The organism is Bradyrhizobium sp. USDA 4369 (assembly GCF_054056435.1).
This window is the reverse complement of the sequence record NZ_JBSRYH010000001.1, coordinates 4,210,194-4,228,892: the sequence shown is the minus strand read 5'-3', so window position 1 is coordinate 4,228,892 and position 18,699 is coordinate 4,210,194. Positions and strand designations below refer to the sequence as shown.

General features: G+C 61.4%; 15 protein-coding genes and 1 pseudogene. 6 read left to right on the top strand and 10 right to left on the bottom strand.

From position 1 onward, the window contains the following. Positions 1-66: 66 nt before the first annotated feature. The 4 genes from ACVIJ6_RS19075 to ACVIJ6_RS19060 all read right to left on the bottom strand — a co-directional run bounded on the left by ACVIJ6_RS19075 (position 67) and on the right by ACVIJ6_RS19060 (position 5,338). The gene (locus tag ACVIJ6_RS19075; protein WP_456773946.1) at positions 67-1,407 is read right to left on the bottom strand and encodes a diaminobutyrate--2-oxoglutarate transaminase family protein; all 1,341 of its coding nucleotides are present in this window, start codon (positions 1,405-1,407) and stop codon (positions 67-69) included. Positions 1,408-2,071: 664 nt separating this feature from the next. After that, positions 2,072-3,171, bottom strand: a protein-coding gene (locus tag ACVIJ6_RS19070) for an IS3 family transposase (protein WP_456771799.1) whose coding sequence is annotated in 2 segments (ribosomal slippage) — positions 2,072-2,919 and positions 2,919-3,171 — 1,101 coding nt in all. Because the reading frame shifts where the segments join, the coding sequence is not laid out codon by codon here. A 76-nt stretch (positions 3,172-3,247) separates the two neighbouring features. Continuing rightward, a protein-coding gene (locus tag ACVIJ6_RS19065) for an IS3 family transposase (RefSeq protein ID WP_456773945.1) occupies positions 3,248-4,410 on the bottom strand; the annotation gives its coding sequence in 2 pieces (ribosomal slippage) (positions 3,248-4,161 and positions 4,161-4,410; 1,164 coding nt in all). 247 nt (positions 4,411-4,657) lie between these two features. Next, positions 4,658-5,338, bottom strand: coding sequence for an acyl-homoserine-lactone synthase (locus ACVIJ6_RS19060; RefSeq protein ID WP_456773944.1), 681 nt, complete (start codon positions 5,336-5,338; stop codon positions 4,658-4,660). A gap of 347 nt (positions 5,339-5,685) precedes the next feature. Between ACVIJ6_RS19060 and ACVIJ6_RS19055 the strand changes: the two genes are divergently transcribed. Both ACVIJ6_RS19055 and ACVIJ6_RS19050 read left to right on the top strand, forming a co-directional pair. After that, positions 5,686-5,865 (top strand): hypothetical protein, encoded by a 180-nt coding sequence (locus ACVIJ6_RS19055; protein ID WP_456773943.1) that lies wholly within the window; start codon positions 5,686-5,688, stop codon positions 5,863-5,865. Beyond that, positions 5,834-6,411, top strand: a pseudogene (locus tag ACVIJ6_RS19050) (IS66 family transposase). The gene ACVIJ6_RS19055 and the pseudogene ACVIJ6_RS19050 overlap by 32 nt, the downstream one beginning before the upstream one ends. A gap of 406 nt (positions 6,412-6,817) precedes the next feature. On the opposite strand, the gene ACVIJ6_RS19045 reads toward ACVIJ6_RS19050, so the two are convergent. Further along, entirely contained in the window at positions 6,818-7,588 is a 771-nt protein-coding gene (locus ACVIJ6_RS19045) for a LuxR family transcriptional regulator (RefSeq protein ID WP_456773942.1), read from the bottom strand. Between the two features lie 337 nt (positions 7,589-7,925). Beyond that, positions 7,926-8,339: a thioredoxin family protein gene (locus ACVIJ6_RS19040; protein WP_456773941.1), complete on the bottom strand. Its 414-nt coding sequence runs from the start codon at positions 8,337-8,339 to the stop codon at positions 7,926-7,928. Positions 8,340-8,528: 189 nt separating this feature from the next. On the opposite strand from ACVIJ6_RS19040, the gene ACVIJ6_RS19035 reads away from it, so the two are divergent. Continuing rightward, the gene (locus tag ACVIJ6_RS19035; RefSeq protein ID WP_456773940.1) at positions 8,529-8,843 is read left to right on the top strand and encodes a hypothetical protein; all 315 of its coding nucleotides are present in this window, start codon (positions 8,529-8,531) and stop codon (positions 8,841-8,843) included. 108 nt (positions 8,844-8,951) lie between these two features. After that, on the top strand, positions 8,952-9,530 hold the full coding sequence (locus tag ACVIJ6_RS19030) for a LysE family translocator (RefSeq protein ID WP_456773939.1): 579 nt from the start codon (positions 8,952-8,954) through the stop codon (positions 9,528-9,530). Between the two features lie 16 nt (positions 9,531-9,546). Here the strand turns inward: ACVIJ6_RS19030 and ACVIJ6_RS19025 are convergent, their stop codons facing one another. The 3 genes from ACVIJ6_RS19025 to ACVIJ6_RS19015 form a co-directional block, all read right to left on the bottom strand. After that, positions 9,547-10,689, bottom strand: a complete 1,143-nt coding sequence (locus tag ACVIJ6_RS19025; RefSeq protein WP_456773938.1) for a helix-turn-helix transcriptional regulator — start codon at positions 10,687-10,689, stop codon at positions 9,547-9,549. 104 nt (positions 10,690-10,793) lie between these two features. Next, entirely contained in the window at positions 10,794-12,560 is a 1,767-nt protein-coding gene (locus ACVIJ6_RS19020; protein ID WP_456773937.1) for an ATP-binding protein, read from the bottom strand. Between the two features lie 24 nt (positions 12,561-12,584). Then, positions 12,585-13,178: a response regulator transcription factor gene (locus tag ACVIJ6_RS19015; RefSeq protein WP_456773936.1), complete on the bottom strand. Its 594-nt coding sequence runs from the start codon at positions 13,176-13,178 to the stop codon at positions 12,585-12,587. Positions 13,179-13,413: 235 nt separating this feature from the next. On the opposite strand from ACVIJ6_RS19015, the gene ACVIJ6_RS19010 reads away from it, so the two are divergent. Continuing rightward, positions 13,414-13,542 carry a hypothetical protein gene (locus ACVIJ6_RS19010; RefSeq protein WP_456773935.1) on the top strand — a complete coding sequence of 43 codons (129 nt, stop codon included), beginning with the start codon at positions 13,414-13,416 and terminating at the stop codon, positions 13,540-13,542. A gap of 240 nt (positions 13,543-13,782) precedes the next feature. On the opposite strand, the gene ACVIJ6_RS19005 is transcribed toward ACVIJ6_RS19010, so the two are convergent. Further along, complete coding sequence (locus ACVIJ6_RS19005) at positions 13,783-15,135, bottom strand: hypothetical protein (RefSeq protein ID WP_456773934.1); 1,353 nt, start codon at positions 15,133-15,135, stop codon at positions 13,783-13,785. A 766-nt stretch (positions 15,136-15,901) separates the two neighbouring features. On the opposite strand from ACVIJ6_RS19005, the gene ACVIJ6_RS19000 reads away from it, so the two are divergent. Further along, a complete protein-coding gene (locus ACVIJ6_RS19000; protein ID WP_456773933.1) occupies positions 15,902-18,697 on the top strand; it encodes a hypothetical protein in 2,796 nt (931 codons plus the stop codon). The last annotated feature ends 2 nt before the right edge of the window (positions 18,698-18,699 follow it).

The window sequence follows — 18,699 nt, the reverse complement described above, 5'->3', positions numbered from 1 at the left end:
CCGCCACCCTAACAGTTGAAAACGTCAAAAGCTCCGCAGCACACTGCGGCGGCCCTGACATCGACCTCACGAGAGCGCAACGAGCTCCCGGACCGCATTGGGCTGGCATTCGGTCACGGCTCGCTCGAACCGCTCCAGAATTTCCTCGACGTCTGCCTGGGTCGCAATCAACGGGGGCAAGAACCGCAACACGGCACCGTGTCGTCCTCCAGTTTCAACGATCACGCCATTCCTGAAGCAGCCGAGCTTGATCATCCTGGCCGTGGCGCCATCTGCGTGCCCAGCATTCGCGTCACCGTCGGGACGCACTATCTCCACGCCGAGCATCAGGCCGTGGCCCCTCACCTCGCCGAGGAATTCGAAGCGACGCGCAATCCGAGACAGCCCATCTTTCAGGATTTCGCCGACGCGCGCGGCATTCTGCGACAGGCGGTCTCTTGCGATGACGCGCATAGCCGCGCGCCCGGCGACCATCCCGACCTGATTGCCCCGGAATGTCCCCGCATGCATTCCTGCAGACCATACGTCAAACTTGCGGTCATATACGACCACGGAGAGCGGATACCCTCCTCCAACTGCCTTGGACAATACAATCGCATCGGGAACGATCCCGGCCCGTTCGAATGCGAACATCATCCCTGTCCGTCCAAGGCCGGTTTGCACTTCGTCGATGATCAGGGGCACGTCATGTTCGAGCGTCAGTTGCCTGATGGCACGCAGCCAGTTTTCGGAAGCTGGAATACATCCGCCTTCCCCCTGAACGGCCTCCACCAACAACGCCGCGGGCCGAGAAACTCCTCCCTCCGGGTCGGTCAGAACGTGGCGAATGTAGTTGATCGACAATCGATCCGTATCATCGCCATTCGTCCCGAAGGGACACCGGAACCGGTAGGGATAAGGCAAGAAGTGCACGTCGCCAGGAACGAGGCCGATGCCGGACTTCGGCGTAAGATTCCCCATCGCCCCAAGGGCGCCTTTGGTCATGCCATGGTACGCCCCCTGGAAAGCGAGAACCGTCGTACGCTTGGTGTAGACCTTCATCAACTTCATCGCAGCTTCAACGCCGTCGGATCCCGTCGGCCCACAGAAATGGATCTTCGCCCGCTCTCTGAAGCCGACCGGTAGGTGGGAAAACAGCTCCTGGACGAATTCCGCCTTGGCCGGCGTGGTGAGATCGAGTCCTTGTTCGATCTGATCGGACTTGACGAAGTCCAATACCGCCTCTCTGATCTCGGGATGATTATGACCCAGCGGCAGCGCACCGGCACAGGCCAGGCAATCCAAGTACTCGTTACCTTCCGAGTCGCGCACACGAATGCCGCGACCAGACACGAACGTGCGCCGAAACGTTGCCGCGTAGGTTCGTGCGTTCGATTCCACGGATGCCAGATAACCGACCATATTCATGATGCCCCCTCCTAGCTACGTCCCTTGCCGCACACTTCACTGCGCGACTAGTCCGGTACGTATACGAACAACCCTTGGCCACACTCGACCATCGGCAACCATCGCTGACCTACGGCTCAATTGGAGATCCCGCAGAACGCATTCATCGCCATGCAGACCTCGGTCGCGAAGCGTTCGAAACGCGCCTCCTCTAACCGCCGTCATTGTGAGCATACGAATACCGATCAACAACAGGGACTTTTCCTATAGTATTTCGGCGACGACGCTTCGGTTGACAGCAAGATCACGGAGGACTCGCATCGTGCTATGGCCACCTACTCTGTGCGCAGAGAGCCACGTCGACGACGATTTGCGACAACGACAATGATCACGTGCCACATCGATCAGAAGCAATGGAAGCCCTACCACCTGGGAAATCACATCAGCATGGCAGTTGCTGTGGCGAGCAGCCATATAGCGGGGCAAACGCGTCGAGTCGCGCCAACGCGGGAGTGGACGGTTACTCGCGCGGCGTCCTCCGCGTTTTTTTCAGGAGATCAAATTCGGTGCCATAGGCGGTGACCTTGCCCCCAAGTTTTATCCAGGCCTGAGTTCGTTCGGGCGGTTGGATTGAAGTGCTCCCCGAAACTAGGCCAACTGAGGCTGGAATTTTCCGGGGTTAGGCTCATGCCGGCGGGGGCGCCGATGAGCCATTCAACAGCGAAATCGGCGCCTTGTTGCCGATCGCGCTATGTGGCCGGACCTCATTGTAGTCTCTACGCCAATCCTCCATTTTCTGCCGGGCATCGTCAAGGCTCAGGAACCAGTGCGTGTTCAGGCACTCGTTTCGGAACTTGCCATTGAAGGATTCGATGAAGCTGTTGTCGGTCGGCTTGCCTGGCCTGGAGAAGTCGAGAATGACATTCTTCTGGTAAGCCCAGATGTCGAGATCGCGGGAGATGAACTCCGACCCCTGATCGACGCGAATAGTCTTGGGGTAGCCGACGGCCTTGCAGACGCGTTCCAAAGTCAGCACGACATCCTCGCCTCGATAGCTGAAGCGCGGATCGACGGCTGGTGAGAAGCGACTGAAGGTATCGACGATCGTAAGAACCCGGATCTTGCGGCCGGTAGCGAGCTGATCGTGAACGAAATCCATCGCCCAAGTCTCATTGATCTGAGATGCGTCGGTACGATCCTCGCGCAGCTTGGCCTTGACGCGACGTCTCGGCGTTTTATTGCGCAATTGCAGGCCTAATTCCCTGTAGAGACGATAGACGCGCTTAACGTTGACGGCCCAACCGTCACGTTGCAGCAGGACATGGACCCGGCGATATCCGTATCTCACCCGCGTCTGGCAGACGTCCTTGATCCGATTTTTAAGGGCGGCCTGGTCGCCGCGCTTCGACTTGTAGACGTACAGTGCGCGATCGATCCGAAGCGTCGAACAGGCCCGCCTGATCGAGACCTTCCAGTCGCTCCGCACCTTGTCGACAAGCTCCCGCTTGCGGCCAGGCTTCAGAGCTTTTTTGAGAGCACATCCTGCAGCATGGCCTTGTCGAGCGACAAGTCCGCAACGATCCGCTTGAGCTTGGCGTTCTCCTCCTCGAGTTGGCGCAGCCGCTTCATCTCCGATGGCATCAGACCGGCATACTTCTTCTTCCAATTGAAATACGTCGCCTGGCTGATCCCGGCCTTGCGGCAAACCTCCGCAACCGCCGTACCGTCCTCAGCCTGCTTCAGAACAAATGCGATCTGAGCCTCCGAAAACTTCGATGCCTTCATGGAACTCTCCTCTGTCCCGGGTGGGATCATAAGTGGAAAATTCCAGTTCAAACTGGCCTAATTTGGCGGGGGCACGTCAGGATGTGCCCATTCGGGCGGTCGTAGCGGCGGGAGCTGGCGCGGAGCTCTCGACATAGCGCAGCGCCAGATCCCGACGCGGATTGCAGGTGGCGGCGAACTCGGATGGCGTCTTCCATCCGAGCTGGGAGTGCGGCCGAGCGTTGTTATAGTCGGTCCGCCAACATCGGAGCACGACGCGGGCCTGGGCGAGCGAGGTGAACAGGGTCTCATTCAGCAGTTCATCCCGCAGGCGGCCGTTGAAGCTCTCGATAAAGGCGTTCTGCATGGGCTTGCCCGGCGCGATGTAGTGCCATGCGACACGGCTCTGATCGGTCCATGTCAGGATGGCATTGCTCGTGAGTTCGCTGCCGTTGTCGCTCACCACCATTTTGGGCTTGCCGCGCTCGGCGACCAGCCGGTCCAGCTCCCGAGCGACCCGGGCGCCCGAGAGTGAGGTGTCGGCCACCAGCGCCAGGCACTCGCGGGTGCAGTCGTCGACCACGGTCAGGATGCGGAAGCGCCGGCCATCGGTCATCTGATCCGACACGAAGTCGAGCGACCAGCGATCATTCGGGAGCACTGGCACCGTCATCGGCGCTCGCGTCCCGATAGCGCGCTTGCGGCCACCTCTGCGGCGCACCGTGAGCCGTTCCTCCCGGTACAGCCGGAACAGCTTCTTGTGGTTGACCAGGTAGCCCTCCCGCTTGAGCAGGACGTGCAGGCGACGATAGCCGAAGCGGCGGCGCTCGTGGGCGATCGCCCTCATGCGCTGCCGCAGCCCGGCATCATCGACCCGGCTCGTCTGATATTTGACCGTCATGCGGCAACAGCCGATGGCTTTACACGCCCGCCGTTCGCTCATCCCGTGAACGCCTACGAGATGTGCGACAGCTTTCCGCTTGGCCGCGGGCGTCACCACTTCTTTCCCAGCAAGTCCTTCAAGGCTGCATTGTCCAGCATCGCGTCCGCCAGCAGCCGCTTCAGCCGTGTGTTCTCGTCCTCCAGCGTCTTCAGCCGCTTGGCCTCCGAGACGTCCATTCCGCCGAACTTGGCTTTCCACTTGTAAATGCTGGCGTCGCTCACGCCATGCTTGCGGCACAGATCGGCGACCGGAACGCCAGCCTCGTGCTCCTTCAAAATCCCGATGATCTGCTCTTCCGTAAAGCGGCTGCGCTTCATGCTCTGGTCCTCATTGCGGGCCAGAACGAACTTCAAACTGGATCAAGCCCGAGGGGCAAGGTCAGCCCAGCCGCGAATACTCGGCTCGTCACTCAGATGTCAAATCGCAGACAGCCGCCTGTCATCAAGCATTCGTCCTACCGAGTCCAGATTGCCGAAATTGACGCGATGCAGCTCGGAGGCAAGCCGCCGGTCAGTCGTCGCCGGTGGCGGCTGGTACCGCAACGTCGGGCCGACCCAAGCGGGGCTACCCGCCGAGCGACGAACCCGCGATGCTGACGGCGGGAGGCACAGACCCCCGCGATGCGCGAGAGATCAGAAAGTTGGTCGAGAGACCCGGCTCTCTCTTCAACAGACGCCGGCAGCTCTGCATGATATCCGGCGCCACTTCGTGCTCCAGCGCCGCCGTCGGAATTCCGTCAATCATCACGACATCGCCGAGCCTGCGGAACCGATAGCCGCACTTGCGCAGCATGGGCTCAAGATGCAGATAAGAAATCGAAACCAATTTTTGCAGCTCCAATCCGAGCGCCACTGCCTGCATTCCCCAAAGTAGCTCGGCTCTCAAGTCGATTCGTCTATCCAGACGATCGCGACGGTTGTCTATTGCAAACCGGGTTACCTCAAAGATCTTCTCCGACCTCGGCAGGCGGTGGCCTTTATTGACAAGGTGAGGAAAGCGATCGGTCAGGATACTTGCCTTCTTCGTATTGAGGAGCCTGGCTCCAGCGATGACGTTGCCGCTCTTGTTGCCAATGGTGAGATATATGGCGTCCGCAGCATCATATTCGTCGTTCTCACGGCCTTCCGTCGTTCGCGGCAACTGCCATCCGAGGCGCCTTACAAAGACTTCATACCTCAACTCCGCAAACTTTCTAAGCGTGTCCGACTCAGACTCAAAGTTCGACGAATCCACGACCTTGATCATCTCTTTCCCCGTAATGAGGCGATCCGCGCGGTGCGCATAGTACTGCTGGGCTTACCGCTTTCTTTCTCAATCTGAGGGAGCGAACATCTAGGATATTTACTAGATACGCGTGACAATAGATTCTTGGGCTGCAACACCTCGTGTAGCGCGCCGACCGCGAGTGACAACGGCTCCCGTTCGAGGAATACAGATCATGCCGGGGTTGCGCCTTTTAGGCTTCTGGCGAAGCCGGCTCGAAGGACGCGGCACGATCAAGGCATGCCGCGCAATGTGGACCCTCGACGTGACCGGCCCGCACCTCGCGCGAACTTGAGCGAAAGAAATACAATCGATTGAATTCGGCACTTATGCTCCTCTATAACTGCCCGGGCTCGCCAACAATTGCCAAGGGCAAGATGCGTACGGGGCCGCTGTGGACCGATGTCCGCAACGATCGTCCGTTCGACGGGCGCGGGCCGTCGGCCGCAATGTTCTTCTACGCGTCCGATCGTGCCGATGTGCATCCCGAAGTGCATATCACCAGCTAAGCCGGCTGATGTAGGCGGCTGTCCATGGCGGCCTCTCGCACTCTACGACCCCTCCCGCGAGCAGGGCCCGATCATCAAGGTCGGCTGCCGGGCTCCTGCAAGGCGCAAGTTCTTCGAGATCGCCCGGCTGAAGAAGGCGCCGATCGCGATTGAAGCCGTCGCCAAGGTCGACGAACTGTTCGCGATCGAGCGCGAGATCAATTGCCTGCCAACACAGGAACGCGCGGCCCTACGTCACCAGCACAGCCGCCCATTGTCGAGGCGCTGCATGCATTCCTGTACGAGCGCCGTGCAAGCTCTCCGGCAAGAGCGAGACCGCCGGGGCGATCGACGACAGCCTCAAGCGCGCCGGACGTGTTCACCCGCTTCCTCGAGAACGGCCGGCCCTGCACGTCCAACAATGCCGCCGAACGCGTGCTGCGCGCCATTGCAGTCGGCCGCAAGAACTGGAAATTCGCCGGTTTTGACGAAGGCGGCCGCCGCTCCGCCGCCATCTACGTACTGATCCAGACCGCCGAGTTCAACGGCATCGATCCACAAGCGTGACGCGCCGACGGCCTCGCCAGGTTGCCTGATCAGCTCTGATAAACCCAAAGAACAGCTTAGACCCGCTCCACCTGCGGTCATCACCGGATGCGAACAGTGTCGCCAAACTTCACCAGTTCTCCATTGGCTGAATCCAAAAGCGCTTGCAGAATCAAGGGGACGTGTCGCCGTCGGCGCAATGACTGCAAAGTAGAGGCAGGGAATATTGGCGAGGCATCGTCGTCGACGCGTGATGGCGTTAAGCCCTTCGAAGATCGAGCACTCGATTGCGATCTTCGAGATTCTCAGGCTTTCTCTCTATTGCGTCAGGCCAAAGACGACAAGCTCGGTTCGGGAATCGCCGTGTCCTGAATTTCATCAGCTGATTTCGCGATGCGGCGGTGGCGAGCGTGACACGAGCCTGTCATCAACTGAGGGCCACGACCCCCAACATGACAGCCTTCATGACCGCATGGGTCCGGTTGACTGCATGCAGCTTGGTCTTCGCATTCTCCGTATAGAGTTCAACGCTCTTCTGGGAGATGCCAAGGATCGCCGCAGTTTCCCAGGCGGTCTTGCCCTTTGCCGTCCAGAACAGGACATCAATCTCGCGGCCAGAGAGGAGAGATTTGCGCCGGCTCGTTCCGCTCTTCAACGAGCCGGCCAGGATGATTTTCTTGGCTTTGCTGTGAAAGCGCTGCGCCAGTGCACTGACGATCGGGAGGCCGCGCTCCGTTCTATCCGCGCTCGAATTCGCTTCTGGAACGACGCTGATTGCGGCACACTCGCCGAATTCGGTAACGATGGGAAGAGTATACCCGTTCGCAAGACCCATGCACCATGCCTCGTCGAGCATACGTCGCTGACGTGCTCCAATCGTGCTGGATTCCAGCAGATCGCTCCAGCTCGATGCGATAAACGTGGAGCTCACCGCGTGCAGTGCGGGATCGATATCGTCATACTTCTCGTGGAAATAGCGCTCGATCCAGCGGATCGGATAATTGGTGATGACCATCTGCTCGGGCGTAATAGCAGATCCATTGGGATGAAATGAGTCGCCGAGCTTGTAAATATTGTATGCAAAAAACGTATAGCCAAGAGACGATAGCGTCGCTTGCAATGCAAGCTTGAGACTCGCGATATCCGAGCAAGCCGCCAGCTTTTCGTAGAATTCCCTCTGCGTCTTGGCGAAGTTCATGCTCACGTTCGACATGGTCTATCAACGAAATCATCATTGTCCGACGATCGATGCAGATACGATATTCGCTCCATAGCGATACGACAAAGTGACGAATTCCGTAATACACTAAACGTGCATTCTTTTACATTTGCAATCTAAGAATGATTCGCATTTAGTGAAGTCGTGTAGTGGCAAAGCCAGCCGATCTTGGATCGGCCTCCTGTTGGATGGGCTCGCGTTCTTCATTCTGCGTCTGGCGTGTCTCTTGAGATATCAAAGCCGCTAAGCGAAGTCGTAAACGCTTCGACCTTGCGTCCGCCCCTTTGGACCTTGTGGTCAGCCCTCAAGAAATCCTTCAGAACAGGTTACACCGATCCGCCCTAGATGAGGTTCTCTGACAATTCGCGCTTGCACCGCATATTGGCGGGATCGTCGAGATCGAGCGTTTCGGTGGGTCACACCAAGCACGGCTCACCTTCCGCTCGCGCCGCCGTGCGATCTCAGCCTGACTGTCGGCGTTGACTTTCGCGGGCGTCAGCCGCCCATCGTATTCCTCGGCGATCTCGTCCAGCAGTGGCATCATGGCCTTGCAGGGTCCGCACCATGGCGCCCAGAAATCCACCAGGACAGGTGCTCCATGGTCGATGATGTCGGCTTCGAACGCGGATTCGCCGACGTGCTCGATCTTGTCCGACAGGCTCTCTTTCCTTGAATGGTCGTGGGGTGATCGAGCGTGGCAGGGACGAAGGTACCGGCGCGCAACAGGCATGGCGTGTTGACTCCGACAGATTCCACATTGAGTTGCATCGTGAGCGCCCTGACACGGGTCCACCATCGGCCTTCATCACCCGACGCCACTCGGCTCTGCAGATGAATGACGATTGGAGCGCCGAAACACCGCAATGCTTCGGCGAAGCACGGCCCGCGTTGAGGACCAATCGAGCCCGGCAGCCCATCAATGCCGAACTCGCTCATGGATCTGGATGTGGATTTTGTGCAGCTCACTCGTTGTCGACTCGGGCTTTCAAGGCGCCGACGATCACGCGGAACGCTCCTGCGCGATCACCGTGTGGCCATTTCAACCAAGAGCCCCGGACAGCTATCGAATCGAATGAACTCACCAAGCCAGGAGGCTAACAAGATGCGATTGTTGCGGACAGTCGCGAGCGCCGGGGTGGCGGTCATGCTGGGCGGGCTGGCCTGCGCGGAAGATGCCAAGCCGCCGGTGCAAGCAGCGGCCACCTTCGACAGCCGTCCTCAGTCAAATGAATGACGCGGCGAGCCACCTGCATCGCTAAGCAGAGCGCCGGAATGAATCGGTAGCTCTTGGATGTCCTTGCCACAATCTGTTGCAACGCTCATCGCCGGCGTGGGGGTTGGGTTGACGGTCGCGGCGCCGGTCGGACCGATGGGGATACTTTGTATTCAGCGGACATTGACCTCCGGCGCAGCGGCGGGGCTGGCGACCGGGTTGGGTGCGGCCACGGTTCACCTGGCCTACAGCGCGCTCGCAGTCGCCGGCATCGGAGTGATCGTCCAGCCGTGGGTCGAAACCAATTCGCTCGTCCTCGGCACGCTGTCGGGCTTCGCCCTGCTCTGGTTCGCCGTGCGGATTCGCCAGCAGTCTGTCGCGCTTCCCGCCACGGATCGAGGCGATCACATCCGCCTGATCAGGGCCTATGCGAGCGCGATCGGACTCGGCGTGACCAACCCGCTTACGATCGTCCTGTTCTGCGCCGCGCTGCATACGCTGGTCGGGCATTCGGCGGGACTTCTGCTGACGGCGGGTGTGTTCCTCGGTTCGGCGCTGTGGTGGACCCTTCTGAGCACGACGATCGCCATCGTCCGCCTGCGCTTCGATTCGGACATCCTCAACATGAGCAACAGGCTGGCCAGCTTGTTGCTCATGGGGCTCGGCGCGCTGGCCCTCGCCAAGGCCTGTGGACGCCTGATGAGCTGACCGGAAGGTCGCTCACCTAGTTGCGTGGCAGCGTCACTTGCACGCTTCGCAACAGCGCGACGAGCTGACTCTGCTGGCTGGTGCCGGTCTTGCCGAAGATCCGCCCGAGATGGGTGCGCGCGGTGCTCACCCGAATCCCGATCAGGTCGGCGGCCTGCTTGAGCGACTGACCGGCAGCGATCGCTGCGGCGACGCGGGCCTCCTGCGGTGTCAGTTCGAAAAGCTGGGCAATCGCTTCGGCAAACCCGGCAGGCAGCTCTTGAGAGAACCTGCGCGCAATCACGACCGCACATGGCTCCAAAGCGATCGTCGGGGTGCCGACACTCATTGATGGACCGACGGAAATCGCCAGGGCGGCGGGATCACCCGCCGGGAGGGCCGGAACGATGAAAAGATCACCGCCGACACCCGGCAGGCTGCTGCGCCCGGCGGAACAGGCGTCGGCAACAAGCCGCTGCAGCCTGGTCGTGCTCTGAATGTCCGATGTCACCAACACGCCGCGTCTCTGCGACAAGCCGCTATTGCGGTCCGACAGGATCTGCTCAGCCGTCTCGTTCCTGGCGAGAATGCGCAGGCCGGCGTCGACGGCCATGAGAGCGAACGGCAGATGCGACAGGCTCGTGGACACCAGCTGTCCGATCCTGGTCTGCCGCGAGATCTCGACCGCGCGGGTGAGATGCGGCACGATCGTCCTCAGGAGCGCGAGATCAGCCGCGTCGAACGGGATCTGATTGCGGCCGCGTTGCACGTCGAAGAACCATGTCGACGGCCCGGACGAGGCCAACTTGCAGGTCAAGCCGCCATACATGTCCTGCGGCACCATCCATTCGTTCCAGAGACGACTCGCTCGCAGCCTCTCCCTGCCGATGAAGCTCAGATCGCTGTAGGTCGCCCCGACCTCCGCCTTTGCTACCGCTTGCTCGATGATATTGGGCTCGTCGGCGAACTCGACGATGTAGCGGTCCTGGAAGGCCGGGTCGTTGCTGGGCGCAATCAGGTCGTCTGGCCTCCGCTCGGGCCCGATCCGCACCAGGCAGGCCCTCGAGCCATCAAACAGTGTCCGGAGCGCTTCTACGGCTTGCGGCCAGAGCTTCGGATCATGGGCGGCCTGATAGATGTTGCCGATTGAGGCGATGACCGGACTCTCCGGAACGCGCATGGCTCAATTATTCCAATTCGGATCGAAACGGCCAAAGGAGGATGGGTGCTCTTGCTGCAACTCGCAGAAGCTTGCATCGCGGAAGGCGGCCATGTGCGATCGTCCTACTCCGCTGCCATGTCCGAGCTCAGAAGCGCGCTGAGCCGGATCGGCTGCACCGGCTTGCGCAACAGCAACACGCCGCGTTGACGGGCGCCTTCGGCGATCTCCGGCCCGATGTCGCCGGTCATCAGAACCAAGCGGGTGCGGCTCGCGTGGGCCGCGATGATCTTGTCAGTAATACTGAGCCCGGTTTCCGTGCCGGCCAAGCGGTAGTCGAGCAGGACGATCCATCGCTTTCGTGCCGCCGCCTGGCCCAGGAAACGAAGTGCCGGCGCTCCGCCCTCGAAGGGCGCGCATTCATAGCCCCAACTGGTCAGCAGCCGACCGAGCGAATCGCGTGTGGTCGCGTCGTCGTCGATCACGAGCACCCCGGGCTGATCCGACGGATCCGGCACGCTGACAGCGCGATCCATCGAAACGATGCCGGCGCCTGCCGGCGCGGCATCCGCCATCGGGACGGTGAGGCTGAAGCTGGTGCCGCGTCCGACCACGGACTTCACCTCGAGCGGCCAGTCCATCGCCTTACAGAGGCGCCGGACGATGGCGAGCCCGATGCCAAGCCCCCTGTCGCGGTTGCGTTCGGGATTCCCGACCTGGAAGAAATCATCGAAGATCGCGCTGAGATGGCGAGGCTCGATACCGATCCCGGTATCGACGACTTGGATTCTCACAGCCCCGGCGCGACGGCGTGCGCCGATGAGGATGGCGCCCGTCTCGGTGTACTTGATCGCATTGCCGACAAGGTTGAGCAGAGCCCGCTCGAGCAGAGCCGGATCGACCGAACACCACAGATCGGACGGCCGCACCCGCAAGCGCAACGACTTGCGCCGGGCCTCGAGATCGAGCGTCGAAGCCACGCTGAGAAAGATCTCATGGACAGGCAAGGCCCTGACGCTCGCATTGCGGAGATCGGCATCGGTGGCCGACACGCCCATGATCGCGTCGAACTGCCGAAGCAGGCTCGTCGCACAATCCTGCAGCCTCGCAATGATCTCGTTCCGGTCCCCCTGATCGGGCGAGCGTGCGAGAAGCTCGAAATACAGCCCCATCGCGTTCAGCGGCTGCCGCAGATCGTGGCTGGCCGCGCTGAAGAAGCGGGTCCTCTCCGCGAACAGCTCCTCGATCTGCTGCGCCTGCCGCGCCTTGACGTCGAGGAGTTCGGTGATGTCGAGGCGGATGTTGATCGCAGCCTCCGCCTTCTTCGCCGCTTTGGTACCGGTCGCCAGGACGAAGGGCAACAGCGCCAGGAGGGTGATGCCGGCCACCCGCTCGAGTTCACCATCGAAGCTCAGGAACGACAGTGCCGCCGGAACGATCGCGGCCACCATCACGATCCACATGCTCGGCGTGTAATCGGCTCCGACGATCCACGTCGCACTCGTCACGAAAAATATGACCACGGTCAGCGGCAAGAGCACCGATGCGGGAGCACCGTCGACGTGGAGAAGCAGAGGGCTGAGCGACCAGGCGAATGCGTTGAGACCGAACAACGCCGCCTTGGCCCAGCCCCAGCGCCACAGAGTTTCGTCCGGAGGGCACACGACGCGGAACGCGTCGTTGATGTTGGTGATGAGGCACTCGGTCAGCACGACGAGAAAGGTCCAGATCGCCGCCCGGACCAGCGACAGGTCGCACATCAGCCAGACGAGCAGTCCGGCGGACGCCGCGCCACTTGTCGAAATCGCCTGGAGAACGCGGATGCCGCCGAGATAGGGAAGGGTCCGCGTGCCGAAGAAGAGATGGATGCGCTCGCGGTAGAGCGCCCGCATGCGTGATGCTGTTCCGGCGGGCATTCAGATCAACCTCTGCCGCAAGGCCCGGGTGACGGCCTCGGTGCGATTGCCGACCTGCAACTGCTCGAAGATCCGCCCCCAATGCGCCCGGATCGTGCTCTCGCTGACGCCCAGCAGCTCACAGATCTGCTTATCGAGCAGGCCCTGGCTCGCATAGATCAGGATCTCGCGGCGCCGGAGCGACAGCGCGGTGCCGTCTGCACCGGCGCCGACAGGGTCGTAGACCCGGCCTCCCGAAAACGCGATACGGATGGCAGCAACCAGATCTGCCGAGGTCTTGTCCTTGGAGAGACAGACCACGGCGCCCAATGACGCCGCGCCTTCCGCAAGCGCAGGCGAGAGATCTGCACAGAGCAGCCCCACCGCGATCAGCGGGTATCGCGCCCTGACCTCCTTGAGCAGCGACAATCCATCGCCGTCCGGGAGACGATAGTCGGAAAGACAGAGGTCGACCTCGTGGGCGGCGAGCAACGCCAGTGTCGCGCTGCAGTTCTCCGCAGTTGCCACACTGAGATCCTCGATCTCGAGTTCAAGCGTGCGGCGCACGGCATCCCTGTAGATGGGATGATCGTCTACGAAGAGGAGCGACCGCACCAGTTCCACCTTGCCACTACGATAATACTTCTTTCCCGCTTTTGGCCTGAGACGGACGGCCGGCGCCGCTTATTCGTCGCCAGACAGCACCATCCAGACGTGTGCAGGCGCTGCGCTATGCACCTTTTTTTACATAGATCCACCAGATGGGGGAGCTATCGAAAACAACAGCTCGCGCCCGGCCGCCGATTCGGCTGAGACGATGCGAATTCCGTCGCGGTGGGGGACACACCCGATGATCTGGCACAAAAAAGAAGACTACTCGGGAGACGACCGGATTTCGCCCGGGGCGGCGCTGACGAGAAGCGCGTTGATCACGGCGATCGTCGCCGTGATGCTGGTGTTGCTCTGGCTCGCCCGGTGATCCCTGACAGGACGGCTGGTGTGCGGAGCGCGTGCAATCCCTTGTCGTGATCTTGACTTGGACCTTCGAAGGGAACGCCGCTTCCGTTGGACATCGCAGTCCACGACCCGACCGGGCTTTCGCCGTTGGCCAGAGCCCCCAGCGATCGCCTTCGAAGCGCGGACCGCGATCATGTCATCTTGACTGTCGTGATACGTTCCCGGTCGGCTTCGCCATGTCGGCGCAGAACGGCCGATCGGCTCACGCGAGCGTCTCGCCCGCCAATTGCAGCGACTTCAGCATGACCGCGGCACCGCACTGCGCTGAGACCGCATTCTCATCATAGACGTGATCGCGGACAAATTTACCCCGGGTGTAGTGCGTGGAGAAGCTCCACAAATAAGGCGAGTTGATCCCCTTCGTGCGATAGCTGAAACCGTTGTATCCCTCGAAGCGATACAGAGTGCGCGCGATGCTCCAGTCCGACTGTCCGGCAAATCCCTCGAACGTGATGGCGTCGATGGCACTCGACAGCCAGTCGTTTGGCGGGTTCCAGCGCGGTGGCCGATTGGCCGGCACATTGACCGTGCGCGCGCGGAGCGGATCGCCATTATGCAGATGGCCCTGAAAGTTGAAGCTGGCCTCGAGCGCATGGACGATGCCAATGAACCACCATGGCGCGCCGGTCGCCGCGCTCACTTGTTCGTAGCGCGGCTTGTTCTGCAACAGCTTCGCGCGATGCCAGGCAACGCTGTCCGCGCGCTCCGGACGAATCCGACAGCTCGCCCACAATTCCTCATAGCCCGCCCTGAGCGGGTCAAAGCTTGGCCGCGCCGCCTCTTCGTCCTCCTCCGCCCGAACCGGGCGCTCACTGGTCGCATAGGAGGCCAGCAATCTCGCGATCTCATCCTGGGCATCGATCAGCCGCTCGAAGATCGGGCGGTCGGCATTGCCCGGCAATGAGTCAAGCGCGGCAGCGAACAGATCGGACGGCGCCACACCCGCCTCCCCACCGGCAGATTCCAGTTCCGGACGCGGCCGAATATCCCAATCCTTCACATCGTCATAGGCTGCCTTGTCTGACTTCACCGAGATATGGCAGTGATGATTGTGCGGATTTGAGCCCGTATATGTTCGCCAGGCCCAGGCAGCTGCGGCACCGACCGGCTGCGAATTGGCGATCCTGCGATTCGAGATGATATATTTGACGCGGTCGTCCCGGCTGGCGCGGATCGCTTCGGCGAGCTTGCCGGCATCGCAGCCATGGGCAGGGTCGTGTGTCACGTCGAGAGCCGTGACGACGCCGACGCCCGCGTCAACGATCCAGGGATTGTGGTCGGATTCTCGGCTCTGGTGGCGGATATCACCGATCGTACCGTCACTGGCGGTGCTGCGGTTTGGAAAAGCCGCGTTGACCTGGGCGCGCAGACGTTCAAGCGACTTCGCGACGCGCCAGCGGCTGACCGCAGCCTCGAGCATAGGTTCTGGCGGCGCGGCGGGATCGACATGCAGATCGTCTCCCGAGCGCATGATCTCTTGCGCGACTTCCACCGCGGGTCTGACGTTCAGATCAAAGCTTGCATTGGGCCCTTGGCCGCTCGCCGGATCGCTCATGCCGTGCTCCTCCGTTTTGCCGCGTTTCGCGTTTATCGTGTTTCAGGTGCTCGCGGCCGCAGGTCTCCTAATCCCCGTCGTGACAGCGAGGGCCATTTGTGATCGCCATCATGGCGGCGATCCGCGCCGAGGCCACAATCAGATTCATCCGCTGTCTTCCGAGCATTCATTCGGGAAGACATGCCAAGCGGTCGTCACCTGGCCAGCACCGCTAAGGCAACCAGACTGACCCATCTGCTATTGATCAACACGCGACAGCGAAATGCACTGTCGAAAAAGCCGTAAAATAAGAGCCGCATTCCTAAGAGGCGTCGTCAGAGCTTCACGAGCCTGTGGAACTCAACAAGCGACCTATCGCTCGTTGAAACAAAAGACTTTTATACGTCCGAGCAACCAGACCATCTGGCTGCTTCGCCCGTGACCATGATCAATGCCGATTTGAAAATCGAACAATCGCGATCAGATGCCACGGTCGAGAATGGCGGCCGTAGACGTGTGTCACGTCACACGAGCAGCGGTTCAACTCAGCAGTCAAAACATTTCTATGCCGGTCGCGACCTCATGATGCGGCTCTCAAGCTCCGCGAACTACCAGGACGCAGGACGCATCTGCAGCACGGGCTTCTGCATTGTCTACAACTACAATTTGCATTATCATTTTGCGACATGCTTGGCTGACGGCCGCAAATTCCTTTTCATTTGTCGATTAATGCTCCCGCCTGGACGCTGGAGAAGTGAGGCAGCCTCAACATTGGGAGGACCACGCCATGAGTCTCGAAGCCGTTTCAAAGGCGCGTGACTTCGTCCAAGCCGCTCCGTTGCCGCCTCGCCTTGCCGTTCTGGAAGACGCTGCCTCTCCGGTCGATCAGGCGCTGTCGCAGGTGAAGGATCAAGCGGCCGTGGTCGGCTCTGACGTCATCTCCTTCGTCAACGGTGTGACCGCCGAACAGCGACAGGATCTGATCAACTCGGCGCTGCTGGCGCAGCTGGTCGCCAAGGTGGAGGTGCCCGACGCGAACAGGATCTATGAATGGTACCAGTCATATTTCACTGTGTTGAAGAACATCGGCTGGGTCGTTCAGGTCGATCAGTTCGCAACCTACCACACCGACAGCGCCGGCTTTCAGGCGCATGAAGCGATCATCGGCCTTGCGACGACGCTGCTGGGACCGGGCACAGGCGCGCTCGCCGTCGTGAAGGCCACGCTCGACGCCCTCAAGAGCATGGATGCGAACAGTCCGTGGATGACGATCTTCAATCGCGAGAGCCAGACCGGCAAGACAGCGCGGTTCCAGGTGACGCTGGCCGAGCCCGATGACAAGCACGGCTTCCTGGTGACGCTGATGGCGTTCGGATTGGAAGCCCGCTCGACCCTCACCCAGGTTCTGTTCTTCAAGTTCCGCACCAGCGAGGCCGAGCTCAAGCATTTCGAAGGGAAGGTCACGATCGACGCGGACGTGCTCGCCGGCGTGCGCGGAGACATCAAGTCAAAGCTCGCCGATCACGTCGCCAGCTACGTTCGAAAGCTGCCGGACCTGAGCGTGCTCCGTCGGCCTCCTCCGATCCCCACACGGGACTCCCTGGAGAGCTTGTCGCCGCTGTCCGAGCAGTTGCTCGGAAATATCACTGATGAGGCCGTGACGGAGGCTGCCGGATTCCGCGAGGACCCCATTACCGAACTGCCAGGCGCGCCACAGCTCGAGTCCACCGAGCTGCCGGCGGACTGGCGTGCGACCATCTCGCTCACAGGATACCAATTCATCGTTCGTTGGGAGACCGGCGGACGATCCTATTATGAGAACGTCATCAAGGGCCGCCCGATCTGGCCTGGCTATTCGTCCGGCATTACGATCGGCTGCGGCTGGGATCTCGGCTACCACACGAAGCAGGAGTTCCTGTCGCAATGGGGCGCGCAGCTGGCGCGCGCCGATTTCGACCGTCTTGCCCCAACCATCGGCTTTCGCACGGTCGAGCCTGGTCGCGCCGCGAAGGTGACGCAGGCGCAAGCCCTGATCCGCAGCCTCAGCGATATCGTCGTGCCCTGGTCGGTGGCGATCGACCAGTTCGACAATGTGAAATATCCCGCCCTGATCCGTCAGTTCTATCAGGCGCTCGACAATCTCGACCGGCTCCATCCGCATTGCAGGGGCGCACTGCTGAGCCTGACATTCAATCGTGGCGCGGCTTTCGCGGCGCCCGGTCCGCGCTTCACCGAGATGCGCGAGATCGGAGCCGCGATGCGCGCAGGCAGCTTGGACGATGTCGCCCGGATTCCGGACCTGATCCGCGGCATGAAGCGCCTCTGGGGCGCCAGTTCCAGCCTTTCCGAACGGAGAGAAGGCGAGGCCCGCTTGTTCGAAGCCGGGCTTGCCGAAACGCGGATGGCCGGGCGGGTCGCGGCCCATGCGACGGCGCCGACCGAGAGCGCGCTCGAAAGCGCCCCGATCGTCGAGACCTTCGAAAGCGCTGAGGCCACGCAGAGCGACGACGCCGACGTCGCAGAGATCGAGACGATCCTCGCCGAGCAGGACCTCGAGGCAGCGGGATTGACTGTGGCGTCGGTGCGCTGGAACCCGAAGGATGACGAGCAGCCGGACTATCGGCATCTCGACACGTCGCTGGCCGGCAAGGCCTTCGAGCTCACGCCCGGCGATCTCGATACGCTGATCGCCGCCAATGAATTCGCGCCGCTGCCGGGCAAGATGATGTTCGCGTTGCGCGGCGCCTCACTGGGCGCGGCCAAACGCGAGGACGCGACCAGCATCGTCATCACGGACCAGCGACCGGATCATCGCAACTTCCGTTGCGTCATCGGCGTCTATGATCGCGAGCGGAAGACGCTGAGCGCCTATCAGGCCTCGACCGTTCCCAACGCGGCCTATGTCTTCAAATGCTATGCGATGGCCCAGGCCGGCGCGAGCACGGCCAACCTGACCGGCAACATCTTGCCGACCGGCTGCTATACCTACACGGTCGGCACACATCATCCCGGCACCAATCGGGAAATACCAACCGTGTTGCGGCTGTCGGACAGCGCCAGCGGCGCGTCATCGGCCGTCGTGCTGCGTTCGCTCACCGACACGATCTACGACCGGCTCGATGCGTTCATGATCACGGCGCCGGCAGACAATGTTCATCCAGGCCAGATGTCACGCGGCTTCTCGTCGGCCGGCTGCCTGACGCTGCCGGGCTTCTATGCGAACGGCCAACATACCGGCATCTGGAGCGACTTCCGGGCGGCGCTCGGGGTCACCTCCGGCTCGAACGGCAAGCAGTTTTCGATGATGCTCCTCACCGGGCTCGACGCTGCCGTCGCCGCACAGGTCAGGGCCGGGACGCGAACCAGCGCGGACATCAGCCGGCTGCGCCACGGCTCGTCCGGCGCGCGGGTCGCCGCGCTCCAGCAGGCGCTCGGCATCGCGCCGCAAGCGAACGCTCAGCTCGGACCGAAGACGCGGCAAGCCCTCATCGCGCGACAGGTCAGCAAATTGGGATGGGCCGACGGGATCTACGCGCCGGTCATGGACGGCATGCTCGGACTTCAGATTTACCCCTCGACCTGAAC